At 73.6% G+C, this 17,279-nt stretch carries 14 protein-coding genes; all 14 read left to right on the top strand.

Annotated elements, in window-relative coordinates; all coding sequences use genetic code 11:
* Window positions 1-2 precede the first annotated feature (2 nt).
* From ABZ385_RS00945 to rfbC, 14 genes are read left to right on the top strand one after another with little or no spacing between them, the layout of a single operon-like run.
* A complete protein-coding gene (locus tag ABZ385_RS00945) occupies window positions 3-2,207 on the top strand; it encodes a bi-domain-containing oxidoreductase (RefSeq protein WP_358908929.1) in 2,205 nt (734 codons plus the stop codon).
* Window positions 2,204-4,180: an alginate lyase family protein gene (locus ABZ385_RS00940; RefSeq protein ID WP_358908927.1), complete on the top strand. Its 1,977-nt coding sequence runs from the start codon at window positions 2,204-2,206 to the stop codon at window positions 4,178-4,180. The genes ABZ385_RS00945 and ABZ385_RS00940 overlap by 4 nt, the downstream gene beginning before the upstream one ends.
* A complete protein-coding gene (locus ABZ385_RS00935; protein WP_358908925.1) occupies window positions 4,177-5,694 on the top strand; it encodes a right-handed parallel beta-helix repeat-containing protein in 1,518 nt (505 codons plus the stop codon). The genes ABZ385_RS00940 and ABZ385_RS00935 overlap by 4 nt, the downstream gene beginning before the upstream one ends.
* 1 nt (window position 5,695) lies before the next feature.
* Window positions 5,696-6,988: an O-antigen ligase domain-containing protein gene (locus ABZ385_RS00930; protein WP_358908923.1), complete on the top strand. Its 1,293-nt coding sequence runs from the start codon at window positions 5,696-5,698 to the stop codon at window positions 6,986-6,988.
* Window positions 6,989-6,996: 8 nt separating this feature from the next.
* Window positions 6,997-8,241 (top strand): glycosyltransferase, encoded by a 1,245-nt coding sequence (locus tag ABZ385_RS00925; protein WP_358908919.1) that lies wholly within the window; start codon window positions 6,997-6,999, stop codon window positions 8,239-8,241.
* Window positions 8,238-9,473, top strand: coding sequence for a class I SAM-dependent methyltransferase (locus tag ABZ385_RS00920; protein WP_358700201.1), 1,236 nt, complete (start codon window positions 8,238-8,240; stop codon window positions 9,471-9,473). The genes ABZ385_RS00925 and ABZ385_RS00920 overlap by 4 nt, the downstream gene beginning before the upstream one ends.
* Complete coding sequence (locus ABZ385_RS00915; RefSeq protein ID WP_358577633.1) at window positions 9,470-10,264, top strand: glucose-1-phosphate cytidylyltransferase; 795 nt, start codon at window positions 9,470-9,472, stop codon at window positions 10,262-10,264. Before ABZ385_RS00920 ends, ABZ385_RS00915 begins: the two co-directional genes overlap by 4 nt.
* The gene (locus ABZ385_RS00910; protein WP_358577635.1) at window positions 10,261-10,911 is read left to right on the top strand and encodes a PIG-L family deacetylase; all 651 of its coding nucleotides are present in this window, start codon (window positions 10,261-10,263) and stop codon (window positions 10,909-10,911) included. The genes ABZ385_RS00915 and ABZ385_RS00910 overlap by 4 nt, the downstream gene beginning before the upstream one ends.
* A 3-nt stretch (window positions 10,912-10,914) precedes the next feature.
* A complete protein-coding gene (locus ABZ385_RS00905) occupies window positions 10,915-11,940 on the top strand; it encodes an SDR family oxidoreductase (protein ID WP_358577637.1) in 1,026 nt (341 codons plus the stop codon).
* Between the two features lie 17 nt (window positions 11,941-11,957).
* Window positions 11,958-13,250: a DUF4910 domain-containing protein gene (locus ABZ385_RS00900; RefSeq protein WP_358909293.1), complete on the top strand. Its 1,293-nt coding sequence runs from the start codon at window positions 11,958-11,960 to the stop codon at window positions 13,248-13,250.
* Window positions 13,247-14,551 (top strand): hypothetical protein, encoded by a 1,305-nt coding sequence (locus ABZ385_RS00895; protein ID WP_358908918.1) that lies wholly within the window; start codon window positions 13,247-13,249, stop codon window positions 14,549-14,551. The genes ABZ385_RS00900 and ABZ385_RS00895 overlap by 4 nt, the downstream gene beginning before the upstream one ends.
* The gene (locus tag ABZ385_RS00890) at window positions 14,548-15,495 is read left to right on the top strand and encodes a glycosyltransferase family 2 protein (protein ID WP_358577642.1); all 948 of its coding nucleotides are present in this window, start codon (window positions 14,548-14,550) and stop codon (window positions 15,493-15,495) included. The genes ABZ385_RS00895 and ABZ385_RS00890 overlap by 4 nt, the downstream gene beginning before the upstream one ends.
* Window positions 15,492-16,715, top strand: a complete 1,224-nt coding sequence (locus ABZ385_RS00885; protein WP_358908916.1) for a polysaccharide pyruvyl transferase family protein — start codon at window positions 15,492-15,494, stop codon at window positions 16,713-16,715. The genes ABZ385_RS00890 and ABZ385_RS00885 overlap by 4 nt, the downstream gene beginning before the upstream one ends.
* Complete coding sequence (rfbC, locus tag ABZ385_RS00880; protein ID WP_358577646.1) at window positions 16,712-17,275, top strand: dTDP-4-dehydrorhamnose 3,5-epimerase; 564 nt, start codon at window positions 16,712-16,714, stop codon at window positions 17,273-17,275. Before ABZ385_RS00885 ends, rfbC begins: the two co-directional genes overlap by 4 nt.
* Window positions 17,276-17,279: the final 4 nt, after the last annotated feature.

Raw genomic sequence — 17,279 nt, 5'->3', positions numbered from 1 at the left:
CGGTGAAACAGGTCGTACAGAACTACAAGAGCGGCGAGCTCGCGGTGCTCGACGTGCCGGTGCCCGCGTGCAAGCCGGGCGGTGTGCTGGTCCGCAGCGCCTATTCGCTGATATCCACCGGCACCGAGCTGATGAAGGTGTCCGAGGCCGGCATGTCGATGGTCGGCAAGGCCCGCTCCCGCCCGGACCAGGTGGCCAAGGTGATGCAGAGCGTGGCCACCAACGGGGTGCCCGCCACCTACCGCAAGGTGATGGGGAAGCTCGACTCCTACACGCCGCTCGGCTACTCGCTGTGCGGGATCGTCGAGCAGGTCGGCCCCGGCACCGACGATGTGGCGGTCGGCGACCTGGTGGCCTGCGCAGGCAACGAGCACGCGCTGCACGCCGAGGTGAACTGGGTGCCGAAGAACCTCTACGCCCGGCTGCCGGACGGCCTCGCGCCGCGCCACGCGGCCTTCGGCACCGTCGGGTCGATCGCCTTGCAGGGCGTCCGCCGCGGCGAGTCACAGCTCGGCGAGGTGGCGCTGGTCATCGGCCTCGGGCTGATCGGGCAGCTCGTGGCGCAGCTCCTGACCACCTCCGGGGTCCGCGTCGTCGGGGTCGACCCCGACCCGGAGCGCTGCGAGCTGGCCGCCCGGCTGGGCGCCGTGGCCTGCGGCGACCCCGCCGCCCCCGCCGTGGAGGCCGCCGTCGCGGAGCTGACCGGCGGCCACGGCGTGGACCAGGTGTACCTGGCCGCAGGCGGCACCGGCAACCAGCCCGTGGAGCTGGCCGCCCGGCTCTGCCGGGACCGCGGCCGGGTGGTCGACATCGGCAAGTGCCGCCTGGACCTGCCGTGGAACGCGTACTACGAGAAGGAACTGGACGTCCGCTTCTCCCGCAGCTACGGCCCCGGGCGCTACGACCCGGAGTACGAACTGGAGGGGCGCGACTACCCGATCGGCTACGTCCGCTGGACCGAGCGCCGCAACCTGGCGTGCTTCCTCGACCTCGTCGCCCGTGGCCGCGTCGACGTGGAGCCCCTGATCTCGCACGTCGCCGACTTCGACGAGGCCGTGGAGACCTACCGGCGGCTGAAGGACGGCGACCTCAAGGCCGTGGCCGTCCTGTTCCGCTACCCCGCCCCGGTCGCCGCGCCCGCCCCCGAGGCCGAAGCGGCGCCACCGGCGCTGACCGTGCCCGAGCCGCGCCGCGACGGCGCGCGGTCCGCACCGGCCAGGAGCGCCGGCACACCGGTGCGCCTCGCGTTCGTCGGCGCCGGGAACTACGCCACCTCGATGCTGCTGCCGCACCTGGCGGGGCGCGACGGCGTCGAGCTGTCGACCGTCGTCACCACGACGGCGCTGTCCGCGGCCAACGCGCAGCGGAAGTTCGGCTTCGCCGAGGCGACCACCGATCTCGACGCCGTGCTCGGCGACAAGTCCATCGACGCGGTGTTCGTCGTCACCCGGCACAGCTCGCACGCCGAGCTGACCCGCCGGGCACTCCTCGCCGGCAAGGCGGTGTTCGTGGAGAAGCCCCTGGCCCTGGACGAGGAGGAACTGGCCGGCGTCCTGGCCGCGGTGGAGGAGTCCGGCAACGACCGGCTCCAGGTGGGCTTCAACCGCCGGTTCGCGCCGCTGCTGCAAGAGGCCGCGAAGCGGTTCGGCGACCGCACCGGGTCGGCGCACCTCCGCTACCTGGTCAACGCGGGCCGCCTGACGCACGGCAGCTGGTACCTGCGGGAAGGCACCGAGGGCTCCCGGTTCGCCGGTGAGGGCGGCCACTTCATCGACACGGCGAGCCGGCTGCTCGGGGCCGACCCCGTCTCGGTGTACGCGGTCGCGTCCTCCGGCCATGACGACCTCCAGGTCCTGCTGCGCTACCCCGACGGGTCCACCGCCACCATCAGCTACGTCACCACGGGCCCGGCCGGCTTCCCCAAGGAGACGCTGGACATGGTCGCCGACGGCCGCGCGCTGCGGCTCGACGACTTCGTCCGGGCCTCCGTCCACGACGGCAGCCGCAAGCGGTGGGTCAGCTCACGGCTGCCCAAGGCCCGCGACAAGGGCCAGTCCGCCGAACTGGCCGCGTTCGTGAGGGCCGTGCGGACCGGCGGACCGATGCCGGTGCCGCTGTCGTCCCTCGTCGCCACCACGGCGGCCACCCTCGCCGTGCCCGCCGCCCTGGCCGCCGGCGCGCCGGTGACGCCGGCGAGCGCGCGATGACCATGAGCGCGGGCTGGTACCTGCGGCGGCTCTCCCGGATGGGGCCGAGCGAGATCGGCGGCCGGGCGGTCGACGCCGCGCGCCGGCGGCGATGGCGGTCGGCCCGGCCGGCCTGCCCCGTCACGCGCGGCGCCCGGTTCACCGCGGTGCTGCCCGCCGGGACGCTCGCCGCCGTGCCGCCGGACGCCGCCAAACGCCTCATCGCCGAGGCGGACCGGCTGATGACCGGGCACGTCGCGTACTTCGGCGTGGACCGCGACGACCTGATCGACCCCGACTGGTCGTACGACCCGAAGACCGGGCGCCGCGCTCCCGGGGGCCACGCCTTCGACGTGCCGTACCGCGACGAGGACGCGGTCGGGGACATCAAGCAGATCTGGGAGCTGTCCCGGCACCAGTACCTCACCGTGCTCGCCTGCGCCTACGCGCTCACCGGGGACGAGCGGTACGCCGAGCGGGTGGCCGAGCACCTGCGGTCGTGGTGGGCGGCCAACGCGCCGCTGCGGGGCGTGCACTGGATCAGCGGCATCGAGCTGGGCATCCGGCTCCTGTCCTGGGTGTGGGTCCGCCGGCTGCTCGACGGCTGGCCGGGCGCGGCCACGCTGTTCGAGGACAACCCGGTGGCCGTCGACCAGATCTGGCACCACCAGCGCTGGCTGGCCGCCTTCCCCAGCCGGGGCTCCTCGGCGAACAACCACGTCATCGCGGAGGCCGCCGGGCAGGCCGCCGCGGCCTGCGCGTTCGACTGGTTCGACGCCTCGGCGCGGTGGCGGGCCGACGCGCTGCGGTCGCTGGACCGACAGCTGCGCGCCAACACCTTCCCCTCGGGCCTCAACCGCGAGCTGGCCTCCGAATACCACGGCCTGGTGCTCGAACTCGGCCTGGCCGCCGTGGCCGAGGCGGACGCCGCGGACGTGCCCGTCCCCGCCACCGTACGGCTGGTGCTGCTGCGGATGACCGACGCGCTCGCGGCCGTCGTGGACGGTCGGCTGCGGCCGCCGCGCCAGGGCGACGCGGACGACGGACACGGCCTGGTCCTCGACGGCGCCGGCACCGACCGCTGGGCCTCGCTGCTCGCCACCGGGGACGCCGTGTTCGGCCGCCTCGCCTGGTGGCCGCGGGTGACCGGCACCGACGTGCGCACCCCGCTGCTCGCCGCGCTCATCCGGCCGTACGCCGAGGCCGGCGCCGCTCCCGCCCTCACGCGCCCGGCGAGCCGGCCAGGGCACTTCGCCGACGCGGGCATGACCATCCTGCGCGGCCCGGCGGGCATCTGGTGCCGCTGCGACGGCGGCCCGCACGGCTTCCTGTCCATCGCCGCGCACGCCCACGCGGACGCGCTGTCCGTCGAGGTCCGGCACGACGGCGTCGACGTGCTCGCCGACCCGGGCACGTACTGCTACCACGGGCAGCCCGCGTGGCGGCGGTACTTCCGCTCCACCCTCGGCCACAACACCCTGCAGCTGGACGGCGCCGACCAGTCCGAGTCCGGCGGCCCCTTCCTGTGGACCCGCCACACCCGCACCCGCGTCCTGGCCGCCGACACCTCCGGCCGGGACGTGGCCCGCTGGTGCGCCGAGCACGACGGCTACCGGCCGTCCGTGCACCGCCGCCGCGTGGAGCTGACCGCCGCGAGCCGGGAGCTGCGCATCACCGACGAGGTGCGCGGCCCGCGCCGGGACGCCCGCCTCGCCTTCCACCTCGGACCGGCGATCACCGCGGACCTGGCGGGCAACCGGGCCCGGCTCACCTGGACCCGGGACGGCGAGGAGCGCTCCGCGGTGCTCGACCTGCCCGAGCGGCTGGACTGGCGCGCGCACCGCGGCGAGAGCGACCCGCCGCTCGGCTGGTACTCCGCCGGCTTCGGACGCAGGCAGCCCGCCACCACGCTGATCGGCACCGGCCCCACCGACGTGGGGCGGGAGTTCACCACCCTGCTCACCTTCCACGACCAGGGGGGCGCGAGGGGATGAGATGGCGCAACTGGGCAGCGCCCGGGGCGGCCCTCGCCCTGCTGGCGAGCGGCTGTGTCGGCACCCCGGACACCCCGGCCGAGCCGACCACCGCGCCCGCCGTGCCCGGAGCCCGCACCGTGGCCCGGGTGTGCGCCGAGCCCGCCGCCGCGCCCGTGAAGGCACCGGCGGGCGCCGTGACGGTCGACCCCGCCAAGACCGGTGACCTCGCCGCGAAGACCAAGAAGAACCCCCCGCACACCACGTTCTGGCTGCGGCCGGGCAAGCACAGGCTCAAGCCCGACCGCTACGCCCAGGTCATCCCGAAGAAGGGGAACCGCTACCTCGGCGCACCGGGCGCGGTGCTCGACGGCCGCAGGACCAACCAGTACGCGTTCGGCGGCAGTGCCCGTGACGTCACCATCCGCCACCTGACCGTGCAGCGCTTCGTGGCCCCGCCGGACGAGGGCGTCGTCAATCACGACTCGGCCGACGGGTGGGTGATCGAGCACGCCAGGATCCAGCACAACTCCGGTGCCGGACTCATGGCCGGGGACCGCCAACGGGTCCGCGCCAACTGCCTGCGCGGCAACGGCCAGTACGGCATGAACGCCTACAAGGCCACCGGCCGCATCAGCGATCTGGTGGTCGAGGGCAACGAGATCGTCGGCAACAACACCGGCGACTGGGAGCGGCGGCGCAAGGGCTGCGGCTGCACCGGAGGCGTCAAGTTCTGGGCCGTCGACGGCGCCGACGTGCGCGGCAACTGGGTGCACGACAACCGCGGCACGGGGCTGTGGGCGGACACCAACAACAACGACTTCCGCATCGAGGACAACGTGCTCGAGGCCAACGACGGGGCCGCGCTGATCTACGAGACCAGCTACAACGCGGTCATCCGGAAGAACACGATCCGGCGCAACAACTGGGTCGAGGGCCGCACCTACGCCGACCGGGGCGACACCTTCCCCTTCGGCACCCTCTACGTGTCCGAGTCCGGCGGCGAACCACGGGTCCGGGCCCGCACCGACAAGATCGAGATCTACCGGAACCTGCTGGCGGACAACTGGTCCGGGATCACCCTGTGGGAGAACGCCGACCGGTTCTGCAACAGCCCCGCCAACACATCCTCCGGTGACTGCACGCTGCTGGTGAAGAAGACCGACCGCTGCGCGCGGCCCGCCATCGCCACCGCGCCGCTCTACGCCGACTGCCGGTGGAAGACCCAGCGCGTGGACATCCACCACAACCGCTTCACGCTGGACAAGTCCGTCGTCAAGTGCACGCACAAGTGCGACCGCATGGCGGTCCTCGCCAACTACGGCACCTACCCGAGCTGGTCGCCGTACCAGGGCGAGCGGGTGGCCGAGGCGATCACCCGCAAGCAGCACAACCGCTGGCACGACAACGCCTACCTCGGCGCGTGGACGTTCGTCGCCCACGACCCGAGCCGGGTGCTCGACTTCGGGCAGTGGCAGGCCGCGCCCTACCGGCAGGACGCGGGCAGCACCCTCGACCAGCGGACCGGTGGTTGAGATGGGCGCGGACCCGCGGCTCGGCACACTGCCGGGCGGACCGGACACGGGGGGCACGCGGCCCGGCGCCGCCCCGCGCGCCGCCGGCACACCGAGGATCGTCGGCGTCGTCTGGGGTCTGCTGGTCCTCAACACGCTCGGCTCCGCGGGCGCAAGGACCATCGTCCCGCTGCCCCGTTCCCTCATCCAGATGGTCACCATGGGCGCGCTGGTAGCGGCGTTCGCGCTGGCGCTCGCGGTCAACCTCCGCCTGCGCATACGGCCCAGCGCCTACGTCCTGCTGCTCACCCTGCTGCTCGTGCCCAGCGTGATCTCCAGCGTGAACCTGGAATCCGGGTTCGGCGCGCTGTTCCGCTGCGGACGGCTGGCGCTCTTCGTCGCCACGCTGTGGCTGCTCAGCCGCTGGTGGGACGGCGGCCCGACCTTCGTACGGCACCACATACGGATGTACTTCGCGGTGCTCGGCTCGGTCGCCGCCGGCGCGGCCATCTCGCCCGGCGCGGCCCTGCCCGAGCTGTACGGCGGACGCCTCGTCGGCGCGCTGTGGCCGCTCACCCCGCCGCAGATCGGACAGTACGCCGCGGTGATCATCGGGCTGACCGTGCTGCTCCTCCTCGGCCGCCGTGCCGACCGGGCCGGCGCGGCGGTCGTCATCGTGCCCTCGCTCGTGCTGCTCGCGCTCACCCACACCCGTACGGCCACGCTCGGCCTGCTCATCGGGCTGGCCGTGGCGATCGGCTCGCTCGTCATGACCAGCGCCGCCGCCCGCCGGTTCTTCGCCTGGGCGGTGCTGTGCGCCGCGGTGGCCGCGGTGGGGTTCGCCCCCGCGCTGCGGGCGTGGTTCCTGCGCGGGCAGAGCGAGGAGAACCTCACGAGCCTCACCGGCCGGGCCAAGGTCTGGGACGCCCTGCTGGCGGCGCCCCGTACGACCGGGCAGGAGCTGTTCGGCATGGGCCTCGGCGACAAGTCGTTCGGCGGCCTGCCGATCGACAACAGCTGGCTGGCGGTCTACCACGAACAGGGCTGGACCGGCGTCACCCTGGTGGCCGCCATCATCGTCGTCCTCGGCGGCGTGGCGTTGTTGCGGCCGCCGTCACTGGCCAGGGCCTGCGCGCTCTTCCTGATCAGCTACTGCGCGATCGCCTCGTACACCGAGGCGGGTCTGGGCGACGCCTCGCCCTACCTGCTGCACCTGGCCGTGGCCGCCTCGCTCCTCGCCGCACCCGTCCAGGGCCCGCCCGCCCCGGCGCCCGAAGTTCCCCGACGACGCGTCCCGCGATGGGCCAGGAGGTGACCGCAGACATGCACGTTCTCGTGGTGCACAACCGCTACTCCTCGGCGCAGCCGAGCGGAGAGAACAACGTCGTCGACCAGGAGACGGCGCTGCTGCGCGCCGCCGGCCACCGGGTCGAGCTGTTCGAGCGGCGCAGCGACGACATCGCCGCCATGTCCCTGCCGGGCAAGGCCGCGCTGCCGCTCCTCGTGCCGTGGAACCCGGCGGTCCGCTCGGAACTCGCCGCCCGGCTGCGCGCCGAACGCCCGGACGTGGTGCACGTCCACAACGTCTTCCCGCGGCTCTCGCCCTCGGTCCTCGCCGCCTGCGCCGACACCGGTGTGCCCGTGGTCGCCACGCTGCACAACTACACCCAGGTCTGCCCGCCCGGCACGCTCCAGCGGGACGGCCGGCCGTGCACCGAGTGCGTCGGGGCGGCGCTGCCGCTGCCCGCCGTGCGGCACGGCTGCTACCGCGACTCGCGGCTCGCGACGGTGCCGCTCGCGGTCAGCCTGGCGGTCAACCGGCGGCGCTGGTGGACCGGCGTGGAGCGGTTCCTGTGCATCTCCGCGGCGCAGCGCGACGTCCTGGTGCGGGCCGGCATGCCGGCCGAACGCCTCGCGGTCAAGCACAACTTCGTGCCCGACCCGGAGGTCCGCCGCTCGGGCGCCGGCGAACACCTGCTCTACCTCGGCCGCCTCGCGGAGGCCAAGGGGGTGCGGCTGCTCATGGCCGCGTGGGACGAGATCACGGCGGGCGGCGGCGTGGGCGTACCGCTCGTGATCGCCGGGGCCGGGCCGCTGGAGCGGGAGGTGACCGCCTGGGCGGCGGGCCGGGACGACGTGCGCTGCGTCGGCCTGTACGACCCGGCGCAATGCCGTCGGGCCATCGCGCGGGCGGTCGCCGTGGTGGCGCCCTCGACATGGCTGGAGGCGTTCGGCCTCGTCGTCGTGGAGGCGATGGCGGCCGGCGTCCCGGCCGTCGCCGCGGGACATGGTGCGTTCGTCGAACTCGTCGAGGACGGTGTGGCCGGACTGCTGCACCGGCCGGGGGAGTCCGGCTCGCTCGCGTCCTGCCTGCGCCGGATCACGGCGCGGCCGGCCCGCAACCAACAGATGGGCCAGGCGGCCCGGCGCCGGTACGAGCGGGATTTCAGTCCGGCCGTCGGCCTGGAGCGCCTGGTGGAGGAGTACCGCACCGCGATCGCGGGACGGTCGGCACTGGCTCGCGGCGGGGACACCCGCGCGAACAGGGGGGATGGGAACAGCACATGACACGATGCAGGCTCTGCGGCTCCGAGGCGATGGCGAGCGTCGTCGACCTCGGGGCGACACCACCATGTGAGAGCTTTCTCGCCGCGGACCAACTGGACCGGCCGGAGCCCACGTACCCGCTGCACCTGCGGGTGTGCACCGACTGCTGGCTCGCGCAGATCCCGCCGCTGATCACGCCGGAGGAGACGTTCAGCGAGTACGCCTACTTCTCCTCGTACTCGACCTCCTGGGTGGAGCACGCGCGCACGTTCGTCGCCGACACCGTCCACCGCCTGGCCCTCGGTCCGGACGCCTTCGTGGTCGAGGTCGCGAGCAACGACGGCTACCTGCTGAGGCACCTGGTGGACCGGGGGATCCGCTGTCTCGGCATCGAGCCGTCGGTGAACGTCGGCGCGGCGGCACGCGAGGCGGGCGTGCCCACGCTCACGGAGTTCCTGAGCCCGGACACCGCCGCGGCCGTCCGCGCCGAGCACGGCCCGGCGCACCTCGTCGTGGCCAACAACGTGTACGCGCACATCCCCGACGTCATCGGATTCACCCAGGGCCTGCGCTCCCTGGTCGCCGACGACGGGTGGGTCTCCATCGAGGTGCAGCACCTGCTGACCCTGATCCGGGAGAACCAGTACGACACGATCTACCACGAGCACTTCCAGTACTACACGGTCGCCTCCGCGATCCGGGCCCTGGCGAGCGGCGGACTCACCCTGGTGGACGTCGAGTCGCTGCCCACGCACGGCGGCTCCATCCGGCTGTGGGCCCGGCCGGCCGAGGTGGCCGGCGAGCCGTCCCGGCGGGTGACCGACCTGTTGAGCGAGGAGAAGGCCGCCGGACTCCAGGAGCTGTCCGGCTACACCGAGTTCTCCGCCCGGGTCGCCAAGGTCCGCCGCGACCTGCTGCGGTTCCTCGTCGAGGCCGCCGAGCGCGGCGAGACGGTCGTCGGCTACGGCGCCCCGGGCAAGGGCAACACCCTGCTCAACCACTGCGGCATCCGGCCCGACCTGCTCCCGTACACGGTCGACCGCAACCCCTACAAGCACGGCCGGTTCACCCCCGGCACCCGTATCCCGATCCTGCCGCCCGAGCAGATCGCCGCCGACCGGCCCGACTACGTCCTCGTCCTGCCCTGGAACCTGCGGGCCGAGCTGGTCGAGCAGCTGTCCTTCGTCCACGAGTGGGGCGGCCGCCTTGTCTTCCCCGTCCCGGAACTGAGCATTGTCGAGGTCAAGTCATGAAGGTCGTACTGTTCTGCGGCGGTTACGGGATGCGGATGCGCAACGGCGCCGCCGACGACGTGCCCAAGCCGATGGCGATGGTCGGCCCCCGGCCGCTGATCTGGCACGTCATGCGCTACTACGCGCACTTCGGGCACAAGGAGTTCATCCTGTGCCTGGGCTACGGCGCGCACCACATCAAGGACTTCTTCCTGCACTACGAGGAGACGACGTCCAACGACTTCGTGCTGCGGGGCGGCAGGACGGAGCTGCTGTCCACCGACATCGCCGACTGGACGATCACGTTCGCGCAGACGGGCATCGAGTCACCGATCGGGGAACGGCTGCGCCGGGTGCGCCACCACCTGGACGGCGACGAGATGTTCCTCGCCAACTACGCCGACGTGCTCACCGACGCCCCGCTGCCCCAGATGATCGAGCAGTTCGCCGGGCGCGACGCCGGGGCGTCGATGATGGTGGTGCCGCCGCAGTCCTCGTTCCACTGCGTGGAGCTGGGCGAGGACGGGCTGGTGGGGGGCATCACCGCGGTGAGCGAACTGCCGCTGTGGGAGAACGGCGGCTACTTCGTGCTGCGCCAGGAGGTCTTCGACCACATACCGGAGAACGGTGACCTGGTCGCCGACGGCTGCCACCAACTCGCCAAACGGGGAAGGCTGGTGGCGCACCGCCACCGCGGCTTCTGGAAGCCGACGGACACCGTGAAGGAGCGGGCCTCGCTCGACGCCGCCTACACCCGCGGCGACCGCCCGTGGGCCGTGTGGGAGCGAGACGGCGCCGGGGTGGGCGCGTGATCCGGCTCGGCACCGCGCGACCCCTGGCGCGGATCGTGGCGGTGGGCGCGCACTGCGACGACATCGCCATCGGCGCCGGCGGCACCCTCCTCGCGATGTGCCGGGCCCGGCCCGGTCTGCGCGTCGACGCGATGGTGCTCTCCGGCGGGGGCGGCGAGCGGGAACAGGAGGAGCACGCCGCGCTCACCGCCTTCTGCCCCGGCGCCGAACTGCGGCTGACCGTCCTGAAGTTGGCGGACGGCCGGCTGCCGGCGCAGTGGGAGGAGGCCAAGGCCGCGGTCGAGGACCTGCGCGCGAGGACCGAACCCGACCTCGTGCTCGCACCGCGCACCGACGACGCGCACCAGGACCACCGCGGCCTGGCGAAGCTGATGACCACCGCGTTCCGCGACCACCTCGTGCTCGGCTACGAGATCGCCAAGTGGGACGGCGACCTCGGCCGCCCGGCGGCGTACCAGCCGCTGCCGGCGCACATCGCCGAGGAGAAGGTGCGGCTGCTCCAGGAGCACTACCCCTCACAGCGCCACCGGCCCTGGTACGACCGGGAGGCCTTCCTCGGTCTGGCCAGGATCCGCGGCATCGAATGCCACGCCCGCTACGCCGAGGCGTTCGCCGTCACCAAACTCACGCTCGATCTGGGAGATTGAACCTTGCGCGTACTACTGACCGGACACCAGGGCTACCTGGGCACCGTCATGGCCCCGGTCCTCACGGCCGCCGGCCATGACGTCGTCGGCCTCGACTCCGGCCTGTTCGCCGACTGCGTCCTCGGCCCGCCGCCCGCGGACCCGCCGGGCCACCGGGTGGACCTGCGCGACGTCACGGCCGAGCACGTCGCCGGCGTGGACGCCGTGATCCACCTGGCCGCACTCTCCAACGACCCCCTCGGCGCGCTGGCACCCGACCTCACCTACGACATCAACCACCACGCGTCCGTACGGCTGGCCCGGCTGGCCCGCGAGGCCGGGGTGCGGCGCTTCCTGTACGCGTCGACCTGCTCGGTCTACGGAGCCGCCGGCGGCGGTGACCTCGTGGGCGAGGACGCCCCGCTGCGCCCCGTGACGCCGTACGCGGAGTCCAAGGTGCGGGTGGAGGACGACCTGCACGCCCTGGCGGACGACGACTTCAGCCCGGTGTTCCTGCGCAACGCCACCGCCTTCGGTCACTCCCCCCGGCTGCGCGCCGACATCGTGCTGAACAACCTGGTGGGCCACGCCCTGCTGTCCGGCGAGGTCCTCGTGCTCTCCGACGGCACGCCCTGGCGCCCGCTGGTGCACGCCGCCGACATCGCCACGGCCTTCACGGCCGCGCTGGAGGCGCCCCGCGAGGCGGTGCACGACCGGGCGTTCAACATCGGCAGCGAGACCAACAACGTCACGGTCGCCGAGATCGCCGAACAGGTCGCGGAGGCGGTGTCCGGCGCCAAGGTGGTGATCACCGGGGAGAACGGCGCCGACCCGCGGTCCTACCGGGTGGACTTCTCCCGGTTCCGCGCCGCGATACCCGGCTTCGCGTGCGCCTGGACGGTCGAGCGCGGCGCGCTCGAACTCGCCGACGCCTACCGGGAGCACGGCCTGACCCGGGAGGCCTTCGAGCAGCGCTTCACGCGGCTCGCCGTCCTGCGCGCGGCGACCGGGGCCGGCACCGTCGACGACACCCTGCGGCGGCGCCGGTGAGCGGGCCCGGCGAGGAGATGCACGCCCTGGTGGAGCGGCTGTACCCGCTGTGCCGGAGCATCACCGGCGACGGTGTGCGCGCCACCTTGAAGATCGTCGACGAGTATCTGCCGCTCCAGGTCCACGAGGTGCCGACCGGGACGCAGGTGCTCGACTGGACGGTGCCGCAGGAGTGGAACATCCGGGACGCCTACGTCGCCGACGCCACGGGCCATCGCGTCGTCGACTTCGCCGCGTCCAGCCTGCACGTGCTCGGCTACAGCGTGCCGGTGGCGAGGACCATGCCGCTCGCCGAGCTGCGGGAGCACCTGCACACCCTGCCCGACCAGCCCACCCTGGTGCCCTACCGCACCAGCTACTACAAGCCGGACTGGGGATTCTGCCTCTCCCAGGAGACCCTGGACGCGCTGCCGGACGGCGAGTACGAGGTCCGCGTCGACTCCACCCTCGCCGACGGCCACCTCACCTACGCCGAACACGTCGTGCCCGGCCAGGTCGCCGACGAGGTCATCGTCTCCTGCCACGTCTGCCACCCGTCGCTGGCCAACGACAACCTCGCCGGGATCGCCGTCGCGACGTTCCTGGCCAGGTCGCTGGCGGCGCGGACGCCGTACTACACCTACCGGTTCATCTTCGCGCCCGGCACCATCGGCGCGATCACCTGGCTGGCCCGCAACAAGGAACGGGTCGAGGGGGCGTCCCTCGGCGGGACGGAGCCGGGAGGGCGGGGGAGGGTCCGGCACGGCCTGGTGCTGGCCTGCGCGGGCGACCGGGGCACCCTGACGTACAAGCAGAGCAGGCGCGGCGACGCGGAGATCGACCGGGTGCTGCGCCACGTACTGGCCACCTCCGAACGCCCGCACGAGATCCGGGAGTTCACCCCCTACGGCTACGACGAGCGGCAGTACTGCTCGCCCGGCTTCGATCTCGGCGTGGGCTCCCTCAGCCGCACGCCGTACGCCGGCTACCCCGAGTACCACACCTCGGCGGACAACCCCGACTTCGTCTCCCCGGAGGCGATGGCGGACACGCTCGCCGTCTGCCGCGAGGCCTTCGCCGTCCTCGACCGCAACCGCCGCTACCTCAACCTCAGCCCCCACGGCGAACCGCAGCTCGGCCGGCGCGGCCTGTACGACTCGCTCGGCGGCCGCAGCGACGCGCACCACGCCCAGCTGGCCATGCTGTGGGTGCTCAGCCTCTCCGACGGCGAGCACAGCCTGCTGGACATCGCCGAGCGGGCCGCCCTGCCGTTCGACGCCGTCGCCGCCGCGGCCGACGCCCTGCGCGGCGCCGGACTCCTCAAGGCATGACGCCGATGGCCACCGGACGCCGGAGGACGGCGCGGCCCACCGCCAAACGGGCCATGCTCGGCCGGCTGTCCTGGGGTCTTGCCGACCAGGCGGCCTCCAGCATGACCAACTTCGCGGTGGGCATCTACGTCGCCCGCTCCCTGGGCCTTGCCGCGTTCGGCGTGTTCAGCCTGGCCTGGGTGACCTACGGCGTGGTGCTCAGCGTCTCCCGCGGACTCGCCACCGACCCGCTCGTGGTGCGCTTCAGCGGCGTGCCGGACGCGTCCTGGCGAGCGGCGGTGGCCCGCTCGTCGGGCGCCGCGCTCGGAGTCGGGGTCGTCGTCGGCGCGGCCTGCCTGGCGGCCGGGCTCGCTGCCGGCGGCTCCGTGGGGCCCGCCTTCGCCGGCCTCGGCGTCATGCTGCCGGGACTGCTGCTCCAGGACGCCTGGCGGTACTCGTTCTTCGCCGCCGGCGCCGGACGGAAGGCGTTCGTCAACGACCTCGTGTGGGGCGTCGCGCTCATCCCCGCCATGGTGGTGGCCGCCCGCGTGGGCAGCGTGAGCGCCTTCGTGCTCGCCTGGGGCGCCTCCGCCGCCGTCGCCGCGCTCTACGGCTGCTTCCAGTCCGGCATCCGGCCCCGCCCGACCGGGGCCCGCGCATGGCTCCGCGTCCACCACGACCTCGGCTACCGGTACCTGGCCGAGAACGTCAGCACCAGCGGCGCGAGCCAGTTGCGGGCGTACGGCCTCGGCGCGATCGTCGGGGTCGGCGCCGTCGGCACGATCCGGGGCGCCGAACTCCTGCTCGGCCCGTTCCTCGCCATCCTGATGGGCCTTTCGCTGGTCACCGTCGCGGAGGCGGCACGGGTGCTGCGCGCTTCCCCGCACCGCCTCGGCAGGTTCTGCCTCCTGCTGGGCGGCGCGCAGGCCGTCGCCGCGCTGCTCTGGGGCGCGGCGCTGCTCCTCGTACCGGACCGGGCCGGCGAACTGGTGCTCGGCGACGTCTGGAGCTCCGCCTCGCAGCTCATCGTGCCGGCCACGCTCGGCGTCGCGGGCGCCGGCCTCGGCACCGGCGCGGCGGCCGGGCTGCGCGCGCTCGCCGCCGCCCGGCGCAGCCTGCGCGGCCAGCTGTTCGCCTCCGCCTGCTACGTCGTCGGCGGCCTCGGCGGGGCGGCCGTGGCCGGCACGGTCGGCTCCGCCTGGGGCGTGGCCGCCGCGACCGTCGGCGCCTGCGCGGTGTGGTGGCTGCACCTGCGGTCCGCCCTGCGGTCCGCCCTGCGCGAGCGCCACCACAACCCCATCCGTGAAGTGAGGACACCATGAGCGCCCATCCCCGGCTGAGCATCGGCCTGCCCGTGTACAACGGCGAGGAGTATCTCGCCGAGTCGCTCGACGCCCTGCTCGGCCAGACCTACGAGGACTTCGAGCTGGTCATCACCGACAACGCCTCGACCGACGGGACCGAGGACATCTGCCGCAAGTACGCGGCGCGGGACTCCCGCATCCGCTACCTCCGGCTGCCCCGGAACATCGGCGCCGCGCCGAACCACAACTACGTGTTCACCCAGTGCCGCGGCGAACTGTTCAAGTGGGCCTCGCACGACGACCTCTACGCCCGGGACCTGCTGCGGCGCTGCGTCGAGGTGCTGGACGAGCGGCCCGAGGTGGTCCTCGCGCACAGCGGCCAGGCGGTCATCGACGAGGACGGCCGGGTGAAGGTCCCCTACGACTACGGGCTCGCCACCGACTCGCCGCACGCGCCCGAACGCTTCCGCAGCCTGCTGTTCGAGCCCGGCGGCGACGACTTCTACGGAGTGCTGCGCGCCGACGTGCTGCGCCGCGTGAAGCCGCACGACAGCTACCACCACGCGGACCGCACATTCGTCGCCGAGATCACCCTGCACGGGCCCTTCCAGCAGGTGCCGGAGCTGCTGTACTTCCGCCGCGACCACCCCACCCGCGCCGAGCGGGCCAACCCCTCCAAGCGCTCCCGGTGCGTCAACCTCGACCCGCGCCGGGCCGGCCCGCTGCACCCGACCCCCCGGCTGCTCGCCGAGTACGTCTGGGGCTTCGCCTCGGCGATCCGGCGGGCGCCGCTGTCGTCGGCCGACCGGCGCGCGTGCTACGGCCACCTGGCCGCGTGGCTGACCAGCCGGGCCCGGCCCGGCGCCGGCGAGCGGGTCGAGGACCGCGCCCCGGTCGACCCCGGCCGGCTCGCCGTCTCCGTGGACGCCCTCGTCGCCGGCCGTGAGGGGAGGCAGGCGTGAGCACTGTCCGCGTCGGCCTCTTCGGCCTGCTCGGCTCCGGCAACCTCGGCAACGACGGATCGCTGGAGGCCGTCCTCGGATACCTGCGCGCCGAACACCCCGAGGCGGTCGTGGACGCGCTGTGCGGCGGGCCCGGGACCGTCGCGGCCCGGTACGCGATCCCGGCGACGCGACTGCACTGGTACCGGGGTGAGTACCGCACCGCCTCACGCGCGGGCGCGATCCTGGGGAAGGGCCTCGGCAAAGTCGTGGACGCCGTCCGCACCGCCGCCTGGGTGCGCGGGCACGACGTGGTCATCGTGCCGGGCATGGGCGTCCTGGAGGCCACGCTGCCGCTGCGCCCCTGGGGTTTCCCGTACTCCCTGTTCCTGCTCTGCGCCTCCGGCAGGCTGTTCGGCACCCGGGTCGCGCTCGTCGGCGTCGGCGCCGCCCCCATCGGCAGCCGGGCGACCCGGGCCCTGGTGCGCCGGTCGGCGCGGCTGGCCTCGTACCGCTCGTACCGGGACACCCTGTCCCGCGACGCGATGCGGGCGATGGGCGTGGACACCTCGCGCGACGAGGTCCACCCCGACCTCGCCTTCGCCCTGCCGGCACCGCCCGCGGGCGCACCACCGGCCGGGCCGGGCGTGGTCTGCGTCGGTGTGATGGCCTTTCACGGCGGCGACGACGACCGCGCCCACGCACAGGAGATCCACCGCCGCTACCTCGACGGGACGACCCGGTTCGTGCGCGCGCTGGCCGAGGAGGGCAGACCCGTACGGCTGCTCACCGGCGACGCGTGCGACGCGCCGGTGGTCGCCGCGATCCTCGACGCGGTGGGCTCGCCGCTGGTCACCGCGGCCGAGACGGCCTCGCTCACCGACCTGATGAAGGAGACGGCGGCCGCCGAGAGCGTGGTGGCGACCCGCTACCACAACCTGGTCTGCGCCCTGAGGACCGGCACCCCGACGCTGGCGCTCAGCTACGCGGCCAAGAGCGACGCGCTCATGCACCGGATGGGGCTCGGCGCGTACTGCCACCCGGCCCGCGAGGTCGACGCCGACCGGCTGCTCGGCCAGTTCCGCGACCTGGAGCGGCGGGCGGCGGAGCTGCGCCAGACCCTCACCGAGCGCAACGCCTCCGTCGAGGACCAACTCAAGCACCAGTTCGCCGGGTTGACCGAGGCCCTCTTCCCCGCCACCGACCACGTACAGGGCCACGCCCGGCAGGAGACGCCATGAAAGCGACCGAAGTCCCTCAGATCGCGGGCGCGTTCCTCTTCGAACCGACACCGCACGCCGACGAACGCGGCTTCTTCTGCCGCACCTTCGACGCCGACGTGGTCCGCTCGGTGGGCCTCGACCCGGCCGCCTTCGTCCAGGACAGCGTCTCCCGCTCGGTCCGGGGCGTGGTACGCGGCCTGCACCTGCGCTCCGGTGCCGGCGAGGCCAAGCTGGTGCGGTGCTCGTACGGCCAGATCTTCGACGTCGTCGTGGACCTGCGGCCGAACTCGCCGACCTACCGCGCCCGGGCCTTCTTCGAGCTGTCCGGCGAGACGCAGCGCACCCTGTACGTCCCGGCGGGGTGCGCGCACGGCTTCCAGGCGCTGACCGGGACCGCCGACACCTCGTACCGGATCGACCGCGGGCACGATCCCGCCGAGGACGTCACGATCGCCTTCGACGACCCCGAGCTGGCCATCCCCTGGCCGCTGCCGGCCACGTCGATGTCCCCGCGCGACCGGCGGGCGCCGAGCCTCGCCGAGGTCCTCAAGCAGTTGCGGCACCAGGAAGAGAGCTGAAGTC

It is taken from the genome of Streptomyces sp. NPDC005898 (genome assembly GCF_040629635.1).
Lineage (GTDB): Bacteria > Actinomycetota > Actinomycetes > Streptomycetales > Streptomycetaceae > Streptomyces.
This window is presented reverse-complemented; position numbering and strand designations above follow the sequence as displayed.

Excerpts from the sequence above, each read along its gene's own strand:
- ABZ385_RS00935 (WP_358908925.1), top strand. The coding sequence starts at position 4,177 with ATGAGATGGCGCAACTGGGCAGCGCCCGGGGCGGCCCTCGCCCTGCTG.
- ABZ385_RS00915 (WP_358577633.1), top strand. The coding sequence starts at position 9,470 with ATGAAGGTCGTACTGTTCTGCGGCGGTTACGGGATGCGGATGCGCAAC.
- ABZ385_RS00900 (WP_358909293.1), top strand. The coding sequence starts at position 11,958 with ATGCACGCCCTGGTGGAGCGGCTGTACCCGCTGTGCCGGAGCATCACC.
- rfbC (WP_358577646.1), top strand. The coding sequence starts at position 16,712 with ATGAAAGCGACCGAAGTCCCTCAGATCGCGGGCGCGTTCCTCTTCGAA.
- ABZ385_RS00940 (WP_358908927.1), top strand. The coding sequence starts at position 2,204 with ATGACCATGAGCGCGGGCTGGTACCTGCGGCGGCTCTCCCGGATGGGG.
- ABZ385_RS00930 (WP_358908923.1), top strand. The coding sequence starts at position 5,696 with ATGGGCGCGGACCCGCGGCTCGGCACACTGCCGGGCGGACCGGACACG.
- ABZ385_RS00920 (WP_358700201.1), top strand. The coding sequence starts at position 8,238 with ATGACACGATGCAGGCTCTGCGGCTCCGAGGCGATGGCGAGCGTCGTC.
- ABZ385_RS00895 (WP_358908918.1), top strand. The coding sequence starts at position 13,247 with ATGACGCCGATGGCCACCGGACGCCGGAGGACGGCGCGGCCCACCGCC.
- ABZ385_RS00890 (WP_358577642.1), top strand. The coding sequence starts at position 14,548 with ATGAGCGCCCATCCCCGGCTGAGCATCGGCCTGCCCGTGTACAACGGC.
- ABZ385_RS00925 (WP_358908919.1), top strand. The coding sequence starts at position 6,997 with ATGCACGTTCTCGTGGTGCACAACCGCTACTCCTCGGCGCAGCCGAGC.